Origin of the sequence: Pseudomonas extremorientalis (genome assembly GCF_024584605.1) — a bacterium.
GTDB lineage: Bacteria > Pseudomonadota > Gammaproteobacteria > Pseudomonadales > Pseudomonadaceae > Aquipseudomonas > Aquipseudomonas extremorientalis.
Genome location: NZ_CP089519.1, coordinates 2755470 through 2777735, shown reverse-complemented (window position 1 = coordinate 2777735; position 22266 = coordinate 2755470). Strand labels below are relative to the sequence as shown.

At 62.7% G+C, this 22266-nt stretch carries 19 protein-coding genes and 1 pseudogene; 4 read left to right on the top strand and 16 right to left on the bottom strand.

Going from position 1 to position 22266, the window contains the following annotated elements:
* Window positions 1-7: 7 nt before the first annotated feature.
* The 5 genes from iolD to LUU92_RS12355 form a co-directional block, all read right to left on the bottom strand.
* Complete coding sequence (gene iolD, locus LUU92_RS12375; RefSeq protein WP_257103719.1) at window positions 8-1939, bottom strand: 3D-(3,5/4)-trihydroxycyclohexane-1,2-dione acylhydrolase (decyclizing); 1932 nt, start codon at window positions 1937-1939, stop codon at window positions 8-10.
* A 10-nt stretch (window positions 1940-1949) separates the two neighbouring features.
* Window positions 1950-2765, bottom strand: a complete 816-nt coding sequence (locus LUU92_RS12370; protein WP_222539927.1) for a TIM barrel protein — start codon at window positions 2763-2765, stop codon at window positions 1950-1952.
* A 29-nt stretch (window positions 2766-2794) separates the two neighbouring features.
* The gene (gene iolB / locus LUU92_RS12365; RefSeq protein ID WP_071490060.1) at window positions 2795-3583 is read right to left on the bottom strand and encodes a 5-deoxy-glucuronate isomerase; all 789 of its coding nucleotides are present in this window, start codon (window positions 3581-3583) and stop codon (window positions 2795-2797) included.
* The gene (gene iolE / locus LUU92_RS12360) at window positions 3580-4473 is read right to left on the bottom strand and encodes a myo-inosose-2 dehydratase (RefSeq protein ID WP_071490061.1); all 894 of its coding nucleotides are present in this window, start codon (window positions 4471-4473) and stop codon (window positions 3580-3582) included. The genes iolB and iolE overlap by 4 nt, the downstream gene beginning before the upstream one ends.
* Before the next feature lie 170 nt (window positions 4474-4643).
* The gene (locus tag LUU92_RS12355) at window positions 4644-6581 is read right to left on the bottom strand and encodes a bifunctional 5-dehydro-2-deoxygluconokinase/5-dehydro-2-deoxyphosphogluconate aldolase (protein ID WP_257103718.1); all 1938 of its coding nucleotides are present in this window, start codon (window positions 6579-6581) and stop codon (window positions 4644-4646) included.
* On the opposite strand from LUU92_RS12355, the gene LUU92_RS12350 reads away from it, so the two are divergent.
* Together LUU92_RS12350 and LUU92_RS12345 are read left to right on the top strand one after the other, a co-directional pair.
* Complete coding sequence (locus LUU92_RS12350) at window positions 6580-6813, top strand: hypothetical protein (RefSeq protein ID WP_257103717.1); 234 nt, start codon at window positions 6580-6582, stop codon at window positions 6811-6813. The genes LUU92_RS12355 and LUU92_RS12350 overlap by 2 nt on opposite strands.
* Before the next feature lie 50 nt (window positions 6814-6863).
* Entirely contained in the window at window positions 6864-7772 is a 909-nt protein-coding gene (locus tag LUU92_RS12345; RefSeq protein WP_058425739.1) for a MurR/RpiR family transcriptional regulator, read from the top strand.
* Window positions 7773-7871: 99 nt separating this feature from the next.
* Here the strand turns inward: LUU92_RS12345 and LUU92_RS12340 are convergent, their stop codons facing one another.
* The 6 genes from LUU92_RS12340 to LUU92_RS12315 form a co-directional block, all read right to left on the bottom strand.
* Window positions 7872-10970 (bottom strand): efflux RND transporter permease subunit, encoded by a 3099-nt coding sequence (locus LUU92_RS12340; protein WP_257103716.1) that lies wholly within the window; start codon window positions 10968-10970, stop codon window positions 7872-7874.
* Window positions 10967-12196 carry an efflux RND transporter periplasmic adaptor subunit gene (locus LUU92_RS12335; protein WP_257103715.1) on the bottom strand — a complete coding sequence of 410 codons (1230 nt, stop codon included), beginning with the start codon at window positions 12194-12196 and terminating at the stop codon, window positions 10967-10969. Before LUU92_RS12335 ends, LUU92_RS12340 begins: the two co-directional genes overlap by 4 nt.
* Entirely contained in the window at window positions 12189-13427 is a 1239-nt protein-coding gene (locus tag LUU92_RS12330) for a TolC family protein (protein ID WP_257103714.1), read from the bottom strand. Before LUU92_RS12330 ends, LUU92_RS12335 begins: the two co-directional genes overlap by 8 nt.
* Window positions 13428-13523: 96 nt before the next feature.
* On the bottom strand, window positions 13524-13862 hold the full coding sequence (locus tag LUU92_RS12325; protein ID WP_071490066.1) for a hypothetical protein: 339 nt from the start codon (window positions 13860-13862) through the stop codon (window positions 13524-13526).
* A gap of 78 nt (window positions 13863-13940) precedes the next feature.
* Window positions 13941-14798 carry a hypothetical protein gene (locus LUU92_RS12320; RefSeq protein WP_257103713.1) on the bottom strand — a complete coding sequence of 286 codons (858 nt, stop codon included), beginning with the start codon at window positions 14796-14798 and terminating at the stop codon, window positions 13941-13943.
* A gap of 244 nt (window positions 14799-15042) precedes the next feature.
* Entirely contained in the window at window positions 15043-15948 is a 906-nt protein-coding gene (locus LUU92_RS12315; RefSeq protein WP_071490068.1) for a hypothetical protein, read from the bottom strand.
* Between the two features lie 323 nt (window positions 15949-16271).
* Between LUU92_RS12315 and LUU92_RS12310 the strand changes: the two genes are divergently transcribed.
* Window positions 16272-16955, top strand: coding sequence for a response regulator transcription factor (locus tag LUU92_RS12310; protein ID WP_071490069.1), 684 nt, complete (start codon window positions 16272-16274; stop codon window positions 16953-16955).
* Window positions 16933-18327 carry a sensor histidine kinase gene (locus LUU92_RS12305; protein ID WP_071490070.1) on the top strand — a complete coding sequence of 465 codons (1395 nt, stop codon included), beginning with the start codon at window positions 16933-16935 and terminating at the stop codon, window positions 18325-18327. The genes LUU92_RS12310 and LUU92_RS12305 overlap by 23 nt, the downstream gene beginning before the upstream one ends.
* Before the next feature lie 54 nt (window positions 18328-18381).
* Here the strand turns inward: LUU92_RS12305 and LUU92_RS12300 are convergent, their stop codons facing one another.
* From LUU92_RS12300 to LUU92_RS12280, 5 genes and pseudogenes are all read right to left on the bottom strand, one after another.
* The gene (locus LUU92_RS12300) at window positions 18382-18798 is read right to left on the bottom strand and encodes an SRPBCC family protein (RefSeq protein WP_071490071.1); all 417 of its coding nucleotides are present in this window, start codon (window positions 18796-18798) and stop codon (window positions 18382-18384) included.
* Window positions 18799-18827: 29 nt separating this feature from the next.
* Window positions 18828-19625, bottom strand: a complete 798-nt coding sequence (locus LUU92_RS12295; RefSeq protein ID WP_071490072.1) for an SDR family NAD(P)-dependent oxidoreductase — start codon at window positions 19623-19625, stop codon at window positions 18828-18830.
* Between the two features lie 17 nt (window positions 19626-19642).
* A pseudogene (locus LUU92_RS12290) lies at window positions 19643-19792 on the bottom strand (aldo/keto reductase); the annotation flags it as partial.
* A gap of 72 nt (window positions 19793-19864) precedes the next feature.
* On the bottom strand, window positions 19865-21160 hold the full coding sequence (locus LUU92_RS12285) for an NAD(P)/FAD-dependent oxidoreductase (RefSeq protein WP_257103712.1): 1296 nt from the start codon (window positions 21158-21160) through the stop codon (window positions 19865-19867).
* Window positions 21157-22245 carry a polyamine ABC transporter substrate-binding protein gene (locus LUU92_RS12280; protein WP_257103711.1) on the bottom strand — a complete coding sequence of 363 codons (1089 nt, stop codon included), beginning with the start codon at window positions 22243-22245 and terminating at the stop codon, window positions 21157-21159. The genes LUU92_RS12285 and LUU92_RS12280 overlap by 4 nt, the downstream gene beginning before the upstream one ends.
* Window positions 22246-22266 lie beyond the last annotated feature (21 nt).

Below are 22266 nucleotides of genomic sequence, written 5' to 3'. Positions count from 1 at the left end.
CTTGTTATTAGTACTGCCGGGCCTTCGCCAGGTGTTCATTGAGTTTTTTCGCAGCGGCATTCGTGCGTTCGCTGGTGGACACTTGCGCCACACCCACTCGCCACCACGACAGGTAGCCGTGGACCATGGTCTTGGGCAGCACCTTGATATCGATCAGCGTCGACACCGTTTGTATACGCGCATCCGCCAGCGCGGCTTCGAGTTGCTCCACGGTGCTGACCTTGTAGGTCTTGCAGCCATAGGCCGCCGCGCTCATGGCGAAGTCCACCGGCACCAGGCCGCCGTCAAGCTTGCCGCTCTCGGGGTTGCGGTAGCGGAATTCGGTGCCGAAGCTGTCCATGCCGTTGCCGATCTGCAGGTTGTTGATGCAGCCGAACGCCATGTTGTCGAGCAGCACCACGTTGATCTTGCGCCGCTCCTGGATCGAGGTGGCAAGCTCCGAGTGCAGCATCATGTAGGAGCCATCGCCGACCAGCGCGTACACCTCTTTAGTCGGCTCGGCGAGTTTCACGCCGAGCGCCGCGTTGATTTCGTAGCCCATGCACGAGTAGCCGTATTCGACGTGGTAGGTGTTGACGCCCTTGCTGCGCCAGGCGCGTTGCAGGTCGCCGGGCAGGCTGCCGGCGGCGGCGACGATGATCGAATCGTCGGCCAGGGTCTGGTTGAGCACACCCAGTACACGGCTCTGGGTCAGGCACGAGCCGGTCAGCTCGATGAATTCACGCAGCACGCTACGGTCGAGACGGTCGTCGACCTCGGGCACAAACCCGTCGCCGTCATATTCCACCTGGTGCACACGATCCACTTCGGCGTCCAACTGCGCCTTGGCCGCGACGACCTGCCCACCCCAGCCGGAGCGGTAATCGCCGAGGGCATCGGCCAATGCTTCGAGGGCGACCTGCGCATCGGCCAGCACTTGCACGCCGTCGAGCTTCAAGGCATCGCAGGGGCTGACATTGAGGTTGAGGAACGTCACCTCAGGGTGCTTGAACAGCGATTTGGACGAGGTGGTGAAGTCGGTGTAACGCGTGCCCACACCAATGATCAGGTCGGCCTCGGGCGCCAGCAGGTTGGCCGCCAGGCAGCCGGTTTCGCCAATGCCACCCACGTTCAGCGGATGGCTGGAGACCACGGCGCTCTTGCCCGCCTGGGTCTCGGCGAAGGGAATATCAAAGCGTTCGGCAAAGGCTTGCAGCGCGGCATTCGCGCCGGAGTACTTAACACCGCCACCGCAGATGATCAGCGGCTTGCGCTTGCCCCGGAAGGCGGCCAATGCATCACCGATCATCGCGCCGGTGGCCGGGCGACGCTCGATACGGTGCACACGTTTGCGCAGGAAATAATCCGGATAATCCCAGGCCTCGGCCTGCACATCCTGGGGCAATGCCAGGGTCACCGCGCCGGTTTCAGCCGGATCGGTGAGCACACGCATGGCGTGGATCGCGGCGCTCATCAACTGCTCGGGGCGGTTGATGCGGTCCCAGTATTTGCTGACCGAGCGGAAGGCATCGTTGGTGCTGATGCTCAAGTCGTGGAACTGCTCGATCTGTTGCAGCACCGGGTCAGGCTGGCGGCTGGCGTACACATCGCCGGGCAACAGCAACAACGGGATACGGTTGGCCGTGGCGGTCGCGGCGGCGGTCAGCATATTGGCAGCGCCTGGGCCGACGGACGCCGTACACGCGTAGATCTTGCGGCGCAGGTGCTGCTTGGCGAAACCGATCGCCGCATGGGCCATGCCTTGCTCGTTGCGGCCCTGGTGCACCACCAGGTCGCCGCTGTCCTGCTCCAGGGCCTGGCCCAGGCCCAGCACGTTGCCGTGGCCGAAAATGGTGAATACCCCGGCGACGAACTTGCTCTGCACGCCATCGACTTCGATGTATTGGTTGTCCAGGAACTTCACCAGGGCCTGGGCCATGGTCAGTCGGGTTGTGGTCATGTCGCGCCCCTTATCGTTTCTGCAGGTGGGCGATGCTTGCGCCCAAGGCCTGCTGGATATCCGCCAGCCCGTGCACGCTCTCGGCAAACGGCTCGAACGACAGGTAGCCGCTGTAGCCGGTGCTGAGCAAGGTGTCGATCTGCGCCGCATTGCCGAGGATGTCGCCCTCGCCCACCAGCACGCGGTGGCCGTCGCGAATCGAACTCAGCGGCGCTTGGGCATCTTCGACGCCGGAGATATGCACCAGGCCGGTCAACTCCGGGAAGAACTCATGTTCGCTGGCCAAGTGATGATGGAAGGTGTCGTGCACCAGCCGGAACACATCCAGGCCGCCGATGGACTTGATCGCGTCCACCGCCACGCGCTTGCGCCGCAGCGCACACTCTTCAAAGCCCAGGGGCTCGATAAACCCGAGGATGCCGTACTCGCGCAGGATCGGCGCCAGCTCGCTCAAGGCCGTGCGCAAGCCGGCTGCACGCTGGGCTTCGTTGCGGGTGTCGCCCGGCTCGTTGAGCGGGCACATCACCAGGCCCTGGGCGCCGCACTCGCGGGCATAGGTCGCCATCTGGATTGCCTGGGCACGGCGCTCGTCGTTCCACACATCAAAGGGATACAGCGCGTTGATCGACAGCACCGTGATGCCCTGCACCGCGCACAACTCACGCACGCGGCTGGCCGGGGTGCCGAACTCGATCTGCTTGTCCGCCAGGTCATTGCGCAACTCGATGGCATCGCACTTGAGCGCCGCCGCCAGCTGGATGAAATCCGGCAGGGACAGGTTGGGCGCGACAATGCGGTTAAGGGCGAAACGTAGAGGCGACTTCATTGTTGTTATTCTCCGTCCGGAACCGCTGATTAGAGGTCCAGCAGCCAGCTGTGCTGCGGGTCGTTGTGGAAATGCCAGGCGCGCTTGGGGCCGGCCATCACGTTCAGGTAATAGGACTCGTAGCCATAGGGCACGCTGACCGGGTGATAGCCCTTGGGCACGACGACCAGGTCGCTGTTTTCCACGGCCATGGCCTGGTCGATGCTGCGGTCGTCGGTATAGACGCGCTGGAACACAAAGCCCTGGGGCGGATTGATCTGGTGGTAGTAGGTCTCTTCGAGGAAGCTCTGGCGCGGCAAGTCATCGGTGTCGTGTTTGTGCGGCGGGTAGCTCGATGAATGCCCGGACGGCGTGCGCACCTCCACCACCAGCAGCGAATGGGCCGGCTCGCTGTCGGGCAGGATGTCGCACACATAGCGGGTGTTGGCACCTTTGCCGCGCACGCTGCGCTTGCAGGTTTCCGGGCGGATCAGCCGCGGTTCGTAGCCTTCGGCGCCGGGCGCGGCGCAGACCGCAATCTGCACATCGCTCAAGGCGGTGACCTGGGCATCGGTGCCCGGCGGCAGGTAAGCGGCGAACGGCGATTTGTCTTCGAACACCGATTGGCGATCCCCCAGGTTCTGCCAGTTGAAGCCCTCCCCCTCGATGTTTACGCGGCCGCTGAGCAATACCAGGCACAACTCCTGGTCACCGGCGCTGACCGGCAGGGTTTCGCCCAGGCTCAGGCGGTAGGCGGCGAACCCTACGTACTCCAGGCGCCCGGGCTCCAGGGCGACCATGGTCTGGCCGCGTTTGCTGCTTTTGACCAACAAGCTCATTGTCCGGTCCTCTCATTCAGAAGCGCACGCAAGGTGTCGTAGCCTTTTTTCGCATAGATATAGCTGGGCGCCACGGCCGGGTCCTGTTCGGCTTCCACCACCAGCCAACCTTCATAGTGGGCGGCCAGCAGCACATCGAGCAGTTCGGCGAAGTCGATATCGCCATCGCCGGGCACGGTGAAGGTGCCGTTGACGATGCAGTCGGGAAAACTCCACATCTGATTGCGCGCCAGTTGCACCACCGGTTTGCGCACGTCCTTGAAATGCACATGGCAGACGCGATCGATATGTTTGCGCAGCACCGCGAGAGGCTCGCCGCCGCCCATGTAGCAATGGCCCGAATCGAACAGCAGGCCGACTTCGGGGCCGGTGCGTTGCATCAGTTGGTCGATGTCTTCCGGGGACTCGACGTACGCGCCCATATGGTGGTGATAGGCCAGGCGCACACCCTGGGACAGGGTGAACCGCGCCAGTTCGTTGAGTTTGTCGGCATAGTCCTGCCAGGCCTGTTCGCTGTGGAAACGCGGGCGCTCGATCAGGCGGATGCGCGAGCCCTGGATCGAATCGGCCACTTCGCCGTAGACCAGTACCGAGGCGCCGTTCTGTTTGAGCAACTCGACATGGCCGGCGATGGCCTCGATTTCTTCCGCCACCGAGCGCCGGGCCAGGCGGCTGGAGTACCAGCCGGAAACCAGCGCCAGGTCATACGGGCGCAACACATCGCCAACGCCCTTGGCGTCCTTGGGGAATTTGCCGTTGAGCTCGAAGCCTTCGTAGCCGATTTCCTTGCCTTCGCTGAGGGCGGTGCTCAGGGGCGTTTCACCGCCCAGGGCCGGCAGGTCGTCGTTGCTCCAGGAGATCGGGTTGATGCCAATTCGGATTGCGGGCATGGCTGCACCTTTATTATTTTCAGGTATCACTGAGATCTGCTTTTTGCTGTATGTGGGAGGGGGCTTGCCCCCGATAGCTGAGTGTCAGACACCACTGCTGTCACTGAACAACCGCAATCGGGGGCAAGCCCCCTCCCACATTGGATTGCATTTCAAATCAAGAACTGGGTTTAGCCTCGGGAACTGCGCCAGGCGTTGATCAGTTGTTCGAACGTGGCCTGCACCTGCTGGATCAGGGTTTCATCGTCGATCTCCCCCGCCATCCACGCCCGGCTCGGCGCCTGGAAGATCGTGCGGCCCACGGCAAAGCCTCGGCAGGTGGTGCTCAGGCGGGCCTGCTGGAAGCCATCGGCGAGGCATTCGGCCGAGGCATTCAGGCCCAGCAGCACCACGCCACGGCAGTAGGGGTCGCGCTCCTGGATCAGGGCGTCGAGCTTGCGCCAGTCCTCGGCCGATTGCGCCTCGATCTTCCACCACGCCGGGTAGATCCCCAGGTTGTACAGGCGCTTGAGGCTGCGATAGAGCACGTCGGGATAGGTGGACGGGTGGTCTTTGGGTGGGATGACTTCCAGCAGCAGTTCATGACCGCTGACAATCGACGCCTCGTACACCGCTTTCAGTTGCGCTTCCTGTTCCAGGCGCAGCAGCGGTTCGTCATCCGGATGGAATTGCACCAGGCACTTGATGATCTGTTCCTGGGGCCAGGCAATCAGGTTGCTGCCCACCGAACGGCCATGCTCAAACGCCAGCGGCCGCGAGTTCTGCACTTCCACCGGGCGCGCGATCCACCAGCCACGACCGCTGGCGGCGTTGAGTGCGTCCTGGCCGAAGCGCTGGTCGGCGAGCAGGCCGACATCGGCCTCTACGCCTTGTTCGGCGAGCTTTTGCTCGACGCGTTCGATGGCCTGGATAAACAGTTGCTTGGCCTCGCTGATGCGCGCAAGGTCCTGGCCGCCCTTTTGTGCCAGGTCCACCAGTTGCCAGCGGTGGTCGAAGGCAAACACGAACAGCTGCTTCCAGCGTTTGCGCGGTACCGTCACGCGGTGCAGGCGTTGCAGGGTCACGTCCTGGTCCGGACGGGTAATCGGCACCGGGCTGTTGAACAGGTATTCCAGCTCCGCCGGCGTCGGCATCGCCGGTGCGCAGGCGTGGCGCGAAACCACCAGGCCACCGCAGGCATTGGCCAACTGGCTGCAACGCTCGTCGCTGGCATCGTTGAGCCAGCCGCTGAGGAAGCCCGACATGAACGCATCGCCGGCCCCCAGCACGTTAAGCACTTCCACGCGCACGCCGGGGTAGATGGCGCCGTCTTCCAAGCGTGCGGGGATGGCGCCGTGGATGACCGTGCAGCCTTGCGGACCAAGCTTGACCACCAGGGTCGCCGGGGTCAGTTCACGCACCTTGCGCAGGGCGGCGAGCAAGTCTTCACTGCCGCCCGCGATGAGGAATTCTTCTTCGGTGCCGACGATCAGGTCGAAGCGCGGCAGGATCTTCTGCACGTGCTGGCTGACATTCTGGTCGGCAACAAAACGGGTTTCGCCATCGGCCTTGCCCGCCAGGCCCCACAGCACCGGGCGGTAATCGATATCCAGCACACACTTGACGTTGTGCCTGGCCGCGTAATCCAGCGCCTGGATGCTGGCCTTGTACACGCCGTCAGTGGAGAAATGCGTGCCGGTGATCAGCAGGGCTTTACTGGACGCGATAAAGGCTTCGTTGACGTCTTCGGCACGCAGGGCCATGTCGGCGCAGTTTTCGCGGTAGAACACCAGGGGGAAGGTTTCGCGGTCCTTGAGGCCGAGCAACACCAGGGCGGTGAGGCGTTCCGGGTCGACCTTGATGCCGCTGACATCGCAGCCTTCGCGGGCCAGGGACTCCACCAGGAAGCGACCCATGTGGTCGTCGCCGACCCGGCTCAGCATCGCCGACTTGAGCCCGAGCCTGGCGGTGCCGAAGGCGATGTTGGCGGAGGACCCGCCGAGGTACTTGGCAAAGCTGGACACGTCCTCAAGCCGCGCACCGACTTGCTGTGCATAGAGGTCGACGCCCAGGCGCCCGAGGCAAATCAGATCCAATTGACGCCCACTGGCAAAACGAGTCTGGCCCATGCTGGCTCCTGTTATTTTTATCAGCCTGCGTTGTGCCGCCGTGGGCGGCAAACGCTCTTGGTGGGAGCAGACTAGAACGTCCGGCGGCACCAATCAATATTTATTCCATATATTTTTTCATTGGAATATTTTTTCCATTAAGCTCGTACAGGGGCGCTCCCACCACAGTGCATCGTTTCAGCAGGCCACGCCGGCCGTGATGCCGGGGTATTTTTTTGCGCCTACCCTGTAGACTTGCGCCACCCATCAGCGCAACAGACGAAAACGCCAGAAGGATTGCCCATGTCCCGCACCGATCCCGAGACCACCCTGGAAGACTCTATCGCCAGCCCTCCGATCAATGCCGAGCGCCTGTTGCAGCTGATCACCGACGAATACGAGAGCCTGCCGCGCCAACTCAAGCGCATTGCCAGCTACATGAGCCAGCAGAGCGACCGGATCATGGTCGACCGCATCAGCGACATCGCCCGTGAATGCGAAGTGCACCCGTCGGCCATCGTGCGTTTCTCGCAGCGTTTCGGGTTCAGTGGGTTCAGCGAGATGCAGGCGCTGTTCCGCGAGGCCTACACCCACAAGACCACGCCGGTGCAGAACTACCAGCAACGCATCCGCAGCATGATCGCCAACAAGTCGCAGAAAGCCAGCGGCGGCGACCTGGCGCGCGAATGCGTCAACGCGACCTTGTCCGGCATCGAGCGTCTGGGGCTGGAGCTCGACGATGCCGCGTTCGACAAAGCCGTGGACCTGGTGGTCAACGCCGACAATATCTACGTGGTCGGCGTGCGCCGTTCCTTTGCGGTGGCCGATTACCTGGTCTACAACCTGCAGCACACCAACAAGCGCATCCACCTGATCTCGGGCCTGGGCGGCAGCTACCGCGAGCAGATGCGCAGCGTGCGCGCCAATGACCTGGTGATCGCCATCAGTTTCACGCCCTACGGCAAAGAGACCCAGCACTGCCTGCGCATCGCTCAGCACCACCAGGCCAAGACGCTGATCATCACCGACAGCAACCTGTCGCCCCTGGCCAAGCGGGCTAACGCGGTGCTGTTGGTGAATGAAGGCTCGTCGTTCGCCTTCCGCTCGTTGAGTGCCACCTTGTGCCTGTGCCAGGCGTTGTTTATTGCGGTGGCGTACCGGTTGGAGTTGAAGGTGGACGAGATTCACGAGCAGGTCGGGTTCGACGACTGAACCTGCCGGCGTTGGAGATCCCTTGTGGGAGGGAGCTTGCTCCCGATAGCGGTGTGTCAGTCACTGGATTTGTGCCGGGGCAAGCCCCCTCCCACATGTTTATCGGCGGCGCATCAGGTAGTAGGCTGCGGGAATGACGAACAGCGATAGCAACGGCGCCGTCAGCATCCCGCCAATCATCGGCGCAGCAATCCGGCTCATCACCTCACTGCCGGTGCCGCTGCCCAGCAAAATCGGCAGTAGCCCGGCGATGATCACCGCCACCGTCATCGCCTTGGGCCGAACCCGCATGACTGCGCCTTCGGTGATGGCCGCCAATAGATTGCCATCCTTGCGCTCGGCCCAGGCGTTCTTCAGGTACAGCAGCATGATCACGCCGAACTCCGCCGACACCCCCGCCAGCGCGATAAAGCCCACGCCCGTGGCCACCGACAGGTTGAAGCCCAGCCAGTAAAGCAGCCACACGCCGCCGGTCAACGCGAACGGCAAGGTCGCCAGGATCAGCAACGCCTCCCCCACCCGGCGAAAGGTCAGGTACAGCAGTACAAAGATGATCAGCAAGGTGGCCGGCACCACCAGCTTCAGGCGCTGATTGGCGCGTTCGAGGAACTCGAACTGCCCCGAATAACTGAGGCTCATGCCCGGTTGCAGTTGCACCTGCTGGTTGATCGCCGCACGCAGGTCCCTGACCACCGAGGCCAGGTCACGATCACGCACGTCGATATAGACCCAGCCGGAAGGCCGCGCGTTTTCGCTCTTGAGCATCGGCGGGCCATCGTTGACCTTGATCCTGGACACCGTGCCCAGGGTGATCTGGCTGCCCTGCGGCGTGTACACCGGCAGGTTGCGTAGCGCCTCCACCGAGTCGCGCCATTCCTTCGGATAGCGCAGGCTGATAGGGAAACGCGCCAGGCCTTCCACGGTTTCGCCAATGGTTTCACCGCCCACCGCGCCCGACACGATGGACTGCACATCGCTGATGTTCAGCCCGTATTGCGCGGCGGCGGCACGGTCGATGTCGACGTCGATGTAGCGCCCGCCGGTCAGGCGTTCGGCCAACGCCGAACTCACGCCCGGCACGGTCTTGGCGACTTTCTCCACGGCCTGGGTCACCGCATCGATCTGCATCAGGCGGGTGCCTGCGACCTTTACGCCAATCGGGCTCTTGACCCCGGTGGCCAGCATGTCGATGCGGTTGCGGATCGGCGGAATCCAGATATTGGTCAGGCCCGGCACCTGCACCACGCGGTCCAGCTCCTTGACCAGTTTGTCCGGGGTCATGCCGGGGCGCCATTGATCCTTGGGCTTGAACGCGATGGTGGTCTCGAACATCTCCAGCGGCGCCGGGTCGGTGGCGGTTTCGGCACGACCGGCCTTGCCAAATACGTGAGCGACTTCGGGCACGGTCTTGATCAGGCGGTCGGTGCGTTGCAGCAATTCGCCCGCCGTCTGTGTCGACAAGCCCGGCAGCGCCGAAGGCATGTACAGCAAGTCGCCCTCATCCAGCGGCGGCAGGAATTCCCCGCCCAGTTTCGACACCGGCCACAGCGCGCTCGCCACCACCAGCAGCGCCACCAGCAAGGTCATGCGCGGCCAGCGCAGCACCGCCTCCAGCGCCGGCTGGTAGAGCTTGATCAGGCCGCGATTGAGCGGGTTGCGTTGCTCGTCGGGTATGCGCCCGCGAATCCAGTAGCCCATCAGCACCGGGACCAGGGTCACCGACAACCCGGCGGCGGCCGCCATGGCGTAGGTCTTGGTGTAGGCCAGCGGCCCGAACAGACGGCCTTCCTGGGCCTGCAAGGTGAACACCGGAATAAACGACAGCGTAATGATCAGCAGACAGAAAAACAGCGCCGGGCCCACCTCGACCGCGGCGTCCGTCATCACCTTCCAGTGCTCATCGCCCTTGAGTTCCCGGCCGGGATGGGCGTGGTGCCAGGCTTCGATTTTCTTGTGGGCGTTTTCGATCATCACCACCGCCGCATCCACCATCGCGCCAATGGCGATCGCAATGCCGCCCAGGGACATGATGTTGGCGTTGATGCCCTGGAAACGCATGACGATAAACGCGATCAATACGCCCACCGGCAACGAGATGATCGCCACCAGGGACGAACGCAGGTGCCACAGGAAAATCCCGCACACCAGCGCCACCACCAGGAACTCTTCCAGCAGTTTATGGCTGAGGTTATCCACGGCACGGTCGATCAGCTTGCTGCGGTCGTAGGTGGTGACGATTTCCACACCGGGCGGCAGGCTGCTTTTCAACTGTTGCAGTTTGGTCTTGACCGCCGCGATGGCTTCCCGCGCATTCTTGCCGCTGCGCAGGATTACCACGCCGCCGACCGCTTCGCCCTCACCGTCCAGCTCACTGATGCCCCGGCGCAGGTCCGGGCCCAGCTGGATGTTCGCCACGTCGCCGAGGGTGACCGGCACATTGTTGGCGTCCAGGCGCAGCGGGATGGCACGGAAGTCGGAGAGATTCTTCAGGTAGCCGGAGGCGCGCACCACATACTCGGACTCGCCCAGGTTCAATACCGAGCCGCCGGCTTCCTGGTTGGCCTGGTCAATCGCTGCTTTCACCTGTACCTGGGTGATGCCGCGACTGGCCAGGGCCAGCGGATCGAGCTGCACCTGATATTGCTTGACCTGGCCGCCGATGGTAGCGACCTCCGCCACGTTTGGCAGGGTCTTGAGTTCGAACTTGAGGAACCAGTCCTGCAACGCGCGCAATTGCGCCAGGTCGTGCTGGCCGGTGCGGTCCACCAAGGCGTACTGGTAGATCCAGCCCACGCCGGTGGCGTCCGGCCCCAATGACGGTTTGGCTGATGCGGGCAGCCGCGCCTGCAACTGGCTGAGGTATTCCAGCACCCGCGAGCGCGCCCAGTACAGGTCGGTGCCTTCGTCGAACAACACGTACACGTAGCTGTCGCCGAAGAACGAAAAACCGCGCACGGTCTTGGCCCCCGGCACCGAGAGCATGGTGGTGGTCATCGGGTACGTGACCTGGTTCTCGACGATCTGCGGCGCCTGGCCCGGGTACGGGGTGCGGATGATCACCTGCACATCCGAGAGATCTGGCAAAGCGTCGACGGGTGTGTTCTGCACCGACCAGACACCCCACGCGGTGATGAACAAGGTGGCGAGCAGCACCAGAAAACGATTGGCCACTGACCCGCGAATCAACAGGGCGATCATGGCTGGGCTCCCGGCTGCATGTTCATCGCTGCTTCGGCCGCGGTGGCCGTAACACCCTTGAGACTGGCCTCGGAGTCGAGCAGGAACTGCCCGGAGGCGACCACCTGTTGGCCTTCCTGCAGGCCGCTGAGGATCACTGTGTGGTCCTGGTTTTCTACCCCGGTTTCAACCTCGACCGGACGATAGCGCCCGCCCTCCTCGGCCAGCATCACCAGCACGCGCTTGCCGGTGCGGATCAACGCTTCGCTGGGCACCTGCAACAGCGCTTGTCCGCCGGTCTGCGCCAGACTGACCTGGGCGGTCATGCCAGGGCGCAGGGCGCCGTCGGGGTTGGGCAGCTCGACCCGCACTTGCACAGTGCGACTGTCCATGGCGGTGGCAGGCAAGATCGCGCTGACCGTGCCGTCGAGCGTCTTGCCCGGTAAACCGACAAAGTGGCTCTGCACCCGTTGCCCCACGTTCAACATTGCGCTTTGGGCTTCAGGCACGGCGACCTGCAACCACACCTGATCCAGGCCGTTGAACCGCGCCAGGGTCTGCCCTGGCGTCACCGTCATGCCTTCGCGCACCTCAAGGGTTTGCAGAGCGCCGCTGATCGGGCTGGTCACGGTCAGGACCGACTGCACCTGGCCGCTGCGCTCCATCTGCGCAATCAACCCCGCCGGCATCCCGCTCAGACGCAGGCGTTGGCGGGCAGCGTCGATCAAGCCGCGCTCGCCGCTGCGCCGCAGGGCCAGGAACTCTTCCTGGGCGGCCGCCCACTCGGGTATCAGCAGGTCCACCAATGGCGCGCCAGCCTTGAGCACATCCCCCGGTGCCCGTGCGTAGACCCGCTCGACAAACCCCGCCGCCCGCGCCTGCACCACCGCCACGTCACGCTCGTTGAAGGCCAGAATGCCCGATAGCTCCAGGCGGGACGTCAGCACGCCGCGGCTCACGCTCGCCAGGCGCACGCCGATGTTCTGCGCCAGGCCTGGGTCAATCTGCACCGCCGGCGTGGCCGCCGATGCGGCCCCGTCGGCGTAGCGCGGCACCAACTGCATGTCCATGAACGGCGACTTGCCGGGCTTATCGAACTGTTGTTGCGGGAACATCGGGTCGTACCAGTACAGCGCCTGCCTGTCGGCCTTGACGGGCATGGATGAGGCGCCGGGCTGCCACTGCGCCAGCCCGTAGCCCGCTCCCAGGCCCAGCAGCAATACAGCGGCCACGATTGAATTATTCATTGGCGGGTTCCCCATAGGCGAAATACAGCTGCGCACCGACCAGGGCGCGTTGCTCGATGGCATCGATCTGTTTGAAACGGGCTTCGACCAGTTCACGGCGCGCGTTGACCAGCGTCATCAAGTCGCCTTTGCCGGCGCGATAGCCGGCCAGGCTCAAGCCGACTTTTTCCTCGGCCAGCGGCACCAGGCTGTCCTGGCTGCGCTGCACCGCACGGTCCAGGCGCTGGTAGTCGGCCAGGTCGTCATCGAGCATCTGGATATGCTCACGGGTAGCGGCTTCGCGCTCGGCGTCGAGCTGGTCCAACTCGGCCTGCTTGGCGGCGATGCCGGGGTTTTGTCGACGGCCGGGGAAGATCGGCAAGTCAAAGGTGAACTGCACGTTGACCATGTCACCGAACTCACGGCTGCGGTGCCCGTAATCGACCTCCCAACTCCAGTCCGAGGTCTTTTGCGCCTTGGCCTCCTGCAACCGCGCCTGCGCTTCACGGGTGCGTGGCACGTAGGCTTGCAGTGCCGGGTGCTGATGCAGGTTGTGGTTCAGGCTATGGGGGTCGAAGGTCCAGTCGGGCAGTTGCCCGCTGGGGGCTTCGTTGGCGGCCGGGCCGATCCAGCGCTTGAGCGCGGCGCGGGCCTGGGTACGTTGCTGGGTCAACTCATCTTCGCGCCCGGCCAGCTCCGCGGCTTCCTGCCGAGGGATGACCGCGTCGGCGGCCTGGCCACGGCCGCCGGCCAACTGCGCACGCACGGTGTCTTGCAACAGGCGGTTCTGTTGGTAGAAGTCCTTGAACAGGGCTTGCTTGCGCGCGACCGCATACGCACGAATCCAGGCCTGGGCCGTGGCCTGGCGCACGTTCAGGCGCTCGATGCGCCCTTCGGCGGCCGCCCGCTCGACGGTTGCATCGGCCAGCTCGACCCGAGCCTTGCGCTTGTCGCGGCTGGGCACCTGTTGCTGGATGCCGATCATCTGTTGCGTCATCTCGTCGCCATACAACGTGCCGCGATTGGGCCCGCCAATGGGAAAGTCCTGCAGGCCGACCACCAGCTTCGGGTCAGGCAATTCGCCCGCCGGGATCGCCGCCTGGGTAGCGGCCTGCAACTTGGCCGACTCGGCCAGCAGCGACGGTGCATTGTTTTGCGCCAGGCGCAGGGCGTCATCCAGGGTCAGCGCATTCGCCAACGCCGGCCACGCCAGCACGCCCACCACCAGGGCGCGCATGTAGGAGGCATTCATGTTGAAAATTCCTGTTCCGTTGCGCTGTGCACCGCGTCAGGCGGCCCACAGCAAAACCATCCCGGTCAGGGGATGCGTCTTGAGGTGCAACAGGAATCAGGCCCGGGGTGGGCGCCAGACGCCGGACGGCGTGCGATCGGGGATAAAATCGGACGCGGTGCCGACGAGCAGCGGATGGGCCGGGGTCAAGGAGGCCTTGAGCAGCGGCAGGGAGAATTGCAGCACGCCACCGGTCTTGCATTCCTGACCGGGTTTACAGGCCTTGCCATGATCCGCGCCGTCCTGGCAGCAGTCAGGCGACATGTCGCTCATCATCGGCATGTCCGACATCTTCATCGGGCACGGCTCGGTGCTTGACGGCACCCCCGCCATCCCGGTCAGGGGAAGCGTGAGGCTCAACAACAGGACGAGGACTAAACGCAGAAGGCGGCTCATGGTGCGCGAGTCTAGCCAAGCGCGGGTTAAGCCGCTATTAACAATTGCGTGAGAACTCGGCAGGCCCACCGGCTGAACTTAGGGCACGATATCGAACACAACATTGACATGGAAGGGTAGCTCCTGATTCTTCTGTACCATGCAGTCGAGGCTGCCGGCTGCGCGACCGCTGGCAGGCAAAGAGGTGAAGTTCAACGACCCGCTGATGGCATACGCAAACCCAAAGGAGTCCATCATCGCAAAAAGAGCCCGGGCTTCACGGTTGCTCCCCAACACGTAAGTCGAAGCCGTCTGGTCAATGTTCAGCAAGATGGCAACATAGTTCTGAACCCTGAACTCATCGTACTGCCTGCCGATGATTTCAAAGTAGTTCTTGATAATGCCACCACCGTCGACTTCTCTGAGGCTGACAACTTCCGCGTCAAAGTTCGGGTTTGGCAAAGGTCCGCCTACGACATCACCTCGCATATAGCCCGTACCTGTGACCGGCGGCGGCCGTACCGGTACTGGCTGGGTAATAAAGCCCGTCAGCTCGAGCCGACCTTGGCTGACGCTGACTTGATGGCTGCCGTTTTTCCCTGAAAAGCTGAACGCCCCCACCAGTGTGTCGTTCAGGTCCAGTGAAACTTCGATGGTGCCATTTTCAGCCGGGTACGGAGTGATACCTCCATGTTCATGAGCCCAATAAACGCCCTGAGCATCGACATCAAATACGAAAATATGCTGCCCACTGCCCGGAATGATGTCCGGTATACGGAAATTGAGACCGTTGTAATCATTGACAGTGGATCCCAACCTTTGCGTTGCGGCAATCTGTATGGAGCCACCTGATCGGTACATCAACATTTCACCCGGATCGCCGATAAAGGGTTGGTTCGGTGGGGTGACTTGTGGGTTGACGACATGTGCCGTCAACGTGCCGGTCGTCTGGTTCATGGCGGTGTACTCGCTGAGTTGGAGGTTGGACCAAACTAAGCACTTTCAACGCCCGAAGATACTGTCAAACCTGACAGGTATAAGCCTCGTGCCTGCAGACAGTAAAAAGCCGCGCTTGTAAAAACAGGCGCGGCTTGGGTAAACCCGTAATCAGTGCATGAAGATCGCAATCAGGATGATCACCGGGATAGGCACGCCGAGGAACCAGAGCAGTAATGAGCGCATGTTGTTCTCCTTGAATTGATTAACGAACGAAGTGTTCGGTTTCGACATACACCACGGCATCGCGGCGGCGACCGCCAAAGGTAGCGGCGAGGCTGGCGAAGAACGCACCGATCAACAGCGCGACAAAGGTCCACAGCGAGGTGTACGCAGCGACTTTGGCGGCGGTTTCCGCGGCTTGCTTGGCTTTGAGCTTGGCGTCTTCCACCGCTTTACGGGCATCGCCGTAGACTTTGTCGATACGCGCTTCGGCATCCGCCTGGCTGAGGTTGGTGCGCTGGCTGATCAGCTGTGCCAGGTAGGCACGGTCTTCTGGCGCAAGCTGACCGTCGTTGCTGAGGGTGCGGGTGAAGATGCGCGCTACCACACCGTGGGCGGCGTCATCGCTGACGGCGACCGGGCGATCATCACGGAACAGGCTGTCGACGTAATAGTCGAAATCGCCACCGTTGACGCCTTTGGCGGCACTGCCGGCGGCTTGGGTGATACCACTGGCTGCACCGGCTGCAACGCTGGCGCCGGCTTTCACACCACCGCTGACCACACTGCCGACCGAACCGACTACCAGCACCGCCGTGATCAACGTGGCAACAGCCCAGGCCAGGAAGCCATGGGCGGTGTCGCGGAAGTACACCTCATCACCGTGCATATTGGCCCACTTCACACGCAACCGACCGGCGATGTAGCCACCCAGGCCGGATGCGACGATCTGGGTAAAGGCCAGCCAGACAATCGTGGAAATGCCCAGCCCTTTTGCGCTGATACCGCTGTCAGCCCACGGCGACACCGCCGAAAAGCCCAGGCCGAAACCCAGCAGCACCAGGATCAGCGACAACGCAGCCGCGGCGGCGGCCCCGGCAAAAATCGCCCCCCAGGAAACCCCGGAGAGCGCGCTCGACTCTTGCAGCGTGGATGAGGATGTGATCATTGTTGTTTTGCTCCAAGGCAGAAAAATAGTGTTACAAGTCTCAAAACAGACAGTGCAGGCACCATGCCAGTCGGCGCAAAAAATAAATCCCTTACATTTCAGATAGTTAAGTAAATTGAACTAACCTGATCCATGCAACTTGCAAGAAATGGCGGTTTGAAGCGGGCGTTATGCACTCCCCGGCCCGGCGATGAAATCTGTGTCAGTTTTGCCAACATGAAGTTTTATTTAGGAAGCATTCAGCCATTTCTTGGCAAAATGCCCCCACTTCTGTAGGAGCCGGCTTACCGGCGATTGCGGTCTTCCAGTGTAAAGGTAATCCCATGACCCGAATTTTGACCATCGAGGATGACGCCGTAACGGCCCGCGAGATTGTCGCCGAGCTGAGTAGCCATGGACTGGATGTAGATTGGGTAGACAACGGCCGCGAAGGCCTGGTCCGCGCCGTGAGCGGCGATTACGACCTGATCACCCTCGACCGCATGCTGCCGGAACTCGATGGCCTGGCCATCGTCACCACCCTGCGCACCATCGGCGTCTCTACGCCGATCCTGATGATCAGCGCCCTCTCCGATGTGGACGAACGTGTGCGTGGCCTGCGTGCCGGCGGTGATGACTACCTCACCAAACCGTTCGCCTCGGATGAAATGGCGGCGCGCGTCGAAGTGCTGCTGCGGCGCAAAAGCACGGTCCAGGAATTCGAAACCGCCCTGCGCGTGGCCGATCTGGAACTGAACCTGATCAGCCGCGAAGCCAGCCGCGCCGATCAACCCCTGAGCCTGCTGCCCACCGAATACAAGCTACTGGAATTCCTGATGCGCAACACCGGGCAGATTCTGTCGCGAATGATGATCTTCGAGGAAGTCTGGGGCTATCACTTCGACCCGGGTACCAACCTGATCGACGTGCACATCGGTCGTCTGCGCAAAAAGATCGACCCACCGGGCCTCCCGCCGCTGATCCGCACGGTGCGAGGCTCCGGTTATGTCATTGCTGAACCCCTCTAAGGGCTGGCGCTCTTCCAGCAGCCGTTTGCTGGCGCTGTACAGCTCGCTGTTCGTGGCCTGGAGCTGCATCCTCATGGGGGTGCTGTATTACGAGGTGTCCGGTTACCTGGGCGACCTGTCGCGCCACTCCCTTATGCAACGCCAGCACCTGTTCCAGCGCTTCGACGGCGAAGAACTGGTGGAAGCCCTGACCACCAGCATGACCTTCGACATGAAGGGTGTGGATGCCTACGGCCTGTTCGATGAGCAATTCCGCCCCTTGAGCGGGCCGATCCGCGCGGTGCCGCCGGACCTGCCCCTGGACGGCAAGATCCACGCCCTGGTCAATTGTGTCGAGTCCGACGACCCCAAGTTGCCCAAGGACAGCTGCGATGCCGTGGCCACCCACACCGAAGACGGCCGCTGGCTGGTGCTGGTGCGGGCCAACGGCTCACTGTTCGGTGTGACCCGCATCATCTGGCACGCCCTGCTCTGGGCACTGTCCCTGACAATTATTCCGGGCGCCGCCGGCTGGCACCTGTTGCGCCGCCGCCCGTTGCGGCGAATCCGTGGGATCCAGGCCAGTGCCGAAGCCATCGTCGCCGGCGACCTGACTCACCGCCTGCCACTGTCCAACCGACGTGACGAACTGGACATGCTCGCGGCCATCGTCAACGCCATGCTCGACCGTATCGAGAAGCTGATGAACGAGGTCAAGGGCGTGTGCGACAACATCGCCCATGACCTGCGCACCCCGCTGACGCGCCTGCGTGCGCAGCTGTATCGCATCAAACAGGAGGCCGAAGCAGAGTCTGGCTACGCGGTGAAACTGGACGACGCGATTGCCGAGACCGACACCCTGATGGCGCGCTTTCGCGGGCTGTTGCGTATCTCCGAGCTGGAAGACCATCAGCGTCGCTCAGGTTTCCTGGTCATGGACCCGTTGCCGCTACTGCGCGAATTGCACGACTTCTATCTGCCCCTGGCCGAGGAAGGCGAGCTGCAACTGAAGCTCGAAACCCCGGAGTCCCTGCCGTGGATCACCGGCGACCGCGCGCTGTTGTTCGAAGCCCTGGCCAACCTGCTGAGCAACTCGATCAAGTTCTCCCCACCGGGCGGCACGGTGATCCTGCGCGGGGTCAATGATGCGGGCAGCACGCGCATCGAAGTGCACGACTCCGGGCCGGGCATACCGGCGGCGGAGCGGGATGCGGTATTCCAGCGTTTCTATCGGGTGGATGAAAGCGACCAGCAAGGCGGGTTCGGCTTGGGCCTGTCGATTGTGGCGGCGATCATCAACTTGCATGGGTTCAAGTTGGACGTGGGTACCAGCGAACAAGGCGGCGCCCGGTTAGTCCTGGAGTGCCGCCAGCAACTGATGCCCGAGGCCTGAAACCACTGGTGTCCCAATGTGGGAGGGGACTTGCCCTTCCCACATTGGACTGGATCAGGCCGGAAAGTTGGCGCGCAGGGCCTCAAGGCCACCGCTGTAGACACCGGCAAACAACTCCTCCACCGCCGCATCCGTAGTCCCCGCCACCGGCGTGAACACACCTGACCAAGTCACTTTCGCTGACGCCTCGCCCAACGCCTCGACCTGCAACGTCGCCAGGTACGCACTCACCGGAAACGGCGACTGCTCGATGGTATAGCTGTAGGTACGCCCGACGTTATCAAAGCGCTGCAACCGCTCCACCACCACACTACCGTCGGCGGTCTGCAGATGACGCACACGGCCGCCATCGCCCGCCTCGCTTTTGACAATAAACGGCAACCAGTCCGGCAGGCTGTTGAAGCCGCCGACCAATTGCCAGACCTGATCGGCCGATACCGGGATTTCAATCACAGAAGACGCTGTTGCCACGATAAATACTCCAGAAAATGAAAAACAACTCAGATCGCCATGCTGTCGACCACACCACCGTCGACGCGCAATGCAGCCCCTGTGGTCGCAGAAGAAAGCGGTGAAGCAATGTACGCCACCAGGTTGGCGACTTCATCCACATTCGCCGCCCGCTGGATGATCGACGTCGGCCGCGCATTGCGCACAAACACATCCGCCTCATCCCGCGCACTGCGCCCGGATTTTTGTGTGGCTTCCTTGAGCATCTGCTCCAGGCCGTCGGTAAAGGTCGGGCCGGGCAGCACGGCGTTCACCGTCACTCCCGTGCCCGCCAGGCGCTTGGCCAGGCCATGGGACACCGCCAGGTTGGCGCTTTTGGTCACGCCGTAATTGATCATGTCCGCCGGTGTCGCCACGCCCGACTCCGACGACACGAAGATCACCCGACCCCAGCCCTGTTCGACCATGCCCGGCACATAATGCCGCGCCAGGCGCACGCCGGAGATCACATTGACCTCATAGAAACGCGTCCATTCGGTGTCCGAGGCCTCGAAAAAATCCACATCGTTGAAGATGCCCAGGTTGTTGACCAGAATGTCGGCACGCGGTTCGGCGGCAAACAGTTTCTCTGCGCCCTCTGCGGTGCCAAGGTCAGCCACCAGCCCACGCAGGTCTGCGCCCGGGACAGCCTGGCGGATGCTCGCCAGTGCATCGTCGACCTTGCCGGCTTCACGTCCGATCACCACCACCGTGGCGCCAGAGGCTGCAAGCGCCTGGCTGATTCCCAGGCCTATGCCGGCGGTACTGCCGCTGACAATCGCTACTTTACCGCTCACATCAATTTTCATCGGTTGAACTCCTGAATTTAAAGCGGCAGGGGCGCACGGTCCGAAACCAGTCGGGCCTCGCGCAGGGCCTGCCAGAAGGCTGCCGGGATCTGTTCAGACAACGCCGCGACGTCTTCGGCAATCCGCCCCGGACGACTGGCACCTGGAATCACCAGAGGTGCAAAGGGTCGCTGTGGTCGTTGAGCAGATTCTAGACTGCGGAGATCTTCAGGAAGGTGCTGACCAAGCCCACAGTCTGATCACCCCATCAGTTCCCGCAACCGAAACCACATCATCCCCAACGCCAACAGCGGTGACCGCAATGCCTTCCCCCCCGGGAAGGTCATATGCGGCACCTGGCTGAAAATATCCAGGCCAGGGCTCACACCCGCGTGAATTCCCTCGGCCAGCAACCTTGCGCACCAGTGCGTCACGTTCAACCCATGCCCGGAATACCCCTGGGCATAAAACACATTGGGGTACTGCTTGAGCCTACCCACCTGCGGAAAACGATTAGCGGTGATGCCGATCTTCCCGCCCCACTGAAACTCGATGGCGGTCTGCGCCAGTTGCGGGAACACCTTGAGCATTTTCGGGCGCATGTAGGCGGCGATGTCCGCCGGATCGCGTCCGGAGTAATGGCAGGCGCCGCCGAACAACAGGCGCCGGTCAGCGGACAATCGGTAGTAATCCAACCCGACTTTCTGGTCGCACAGCGCCAGGTTCTGCGGGATCAACTGCTGGGCGACGGCCTCCGATAATGGCTCGGTGGCGATGATGTAGCTGCCGGCCGGAAGCACCTTGCCGCTCAAACGCGATTCCAGCTCCTCCAAATGCGCATTGCAGGCCAGCACCAGGCTGGCCGCGCGCACCGTGCCGCCGGCGCAGCGCACTTGCACCGTGTCGCCGTGAATGAGCTGCAGCACTTCGGTGTGCTCGAAAATCCGCACGCCAAGGGACTCGGCCAACTGCGCTTCACCCAGCACCAGGTTCAGCGGATGCAAATGCCCGGAGCCCATGTCCACCAGCCCCCCGGCATACACCGTCGAACCGACCACGTGCGGCATATCTTGCGGGCCGACCAGGCGCGTTTCATGGGTATACCCCAGCGCCGCCAGGTGCGCTTGCTCGCCCTTGAACGCGGCGAACTGCGCGGGCGTATTGGCCAATTCGCAAAAGCCCCAGCGCAGGTCGCAGTCAATCCCGTGCTCGCGGATGCGCTGGCCCACCAGGGCCACCGACTCAATCCCGGCGCGCTCCAGGTAGCGCACGCCCTCCTCGCCCACGTACTTGGCGAACCCCGACACGTCATGGCCGATGCCGCGAATCAGTTGCCCGCCGTTGCGCCCGCTGGCGCCCCAGCCGATGCGCCGGGCTTCCAGCAGGATCACCGAGAGCCCGCGTTGCGCCAGCTCGATGGCGGTGTTGACGCCGGTGAAGCCGCCGCCGATCACGCACACATCGGCGGTCAGGTCGCCGCCCAGTGCAGGGCGCTCGGGCATGGCGCTGGCCGTAGCCCGGTAGTAAGACCGGGCGTGGTCGGTTGACTGCATCATTTGTTGGTCTTCACTTTGCTCCAGGCGCGGGTCATCAGGCGCATGGTCGCCGGGGTCGGCGTGGTCGAAATGTAGAGTTTGTCGAGCACCGCCTGCGGCGGGTACACCTCGGGGTTGTTCACCAGTTCCGGGGCCATGAACGCCTTGGCCGCCGGGTTGGCGTTGGCATAGCCCACCGAGGCGCTGACCTTGGCGATCACCTCAGGATCGAGCAGGTAATTGATAAACGCATGAGCTTCCTTGGGGTTGCTCGCATCGGCGGGAATCGCCAGCAGGTCGAACCACAGGTTGGAACCTTCCTTGGGAATCGAATAGGCGATGTTCACGCCGTTCTTGGCCTCCCTGGCGCGGTTGGCGGCCTGGAACACGTCGCCGGAATACCCGAACGCCACGCAGATATCACCGTTGGCCAGGTCCGAGATGTACTTGGACGAATGGAAGTAGGTGATGTACGGCCGCAGCGTCAGCAGCTTGGCCTCGGCCTGCTTGTAGTCCTCCGGGTTCTCGCTGCGCGGGTCCTTGCCCATGTAGTTGAGGATCGCCGGGAACAGCTCATCTGCCGAATCGAGGAAGGCCACGCCGCACTGGTTGAGCTTCTTGATGTTCTCCGGTTCGAACAGCACCGCCCATGAATCGATGTGGTCGATGCCCAGCACCTGCTTGACCTTGTCGACGTTGTAGCCGATGCCGTTGGTGCCCCACAGGTACGGCACCGAATGCGCGTTACCCGGATCGTTTTTCTCCAGCAGCGCGAGCAGCTTGGGATCGAGGTTCCTGAAGTTGGGCAATTGCGCACGATCCAACGTGAGGAACGCGCCGGCCTTGACCTGGCGCGCCAGGAAGTGATTCGACGGCACCACCACGTCATAACCGGTGCGGCCGGCGAGCAACTTGCCTTCCAGGGTTTCGTTGGAGTCGAACACATCGTAGATCGGCTTGATCCCGGTCTTGGCCTGGAAGTCGGCCAGGGTGGTCTCGCCGATATAGTCGGTCCAGTTATAAATACTGACTGTCGGCGCCGCCTGGCCGCCAGCGCTGAACGCGGCCATCAGGGCCAGCGGGAGAAGCTGTTTCACTAGACGCATATCGACACCCCTTTATTGGTT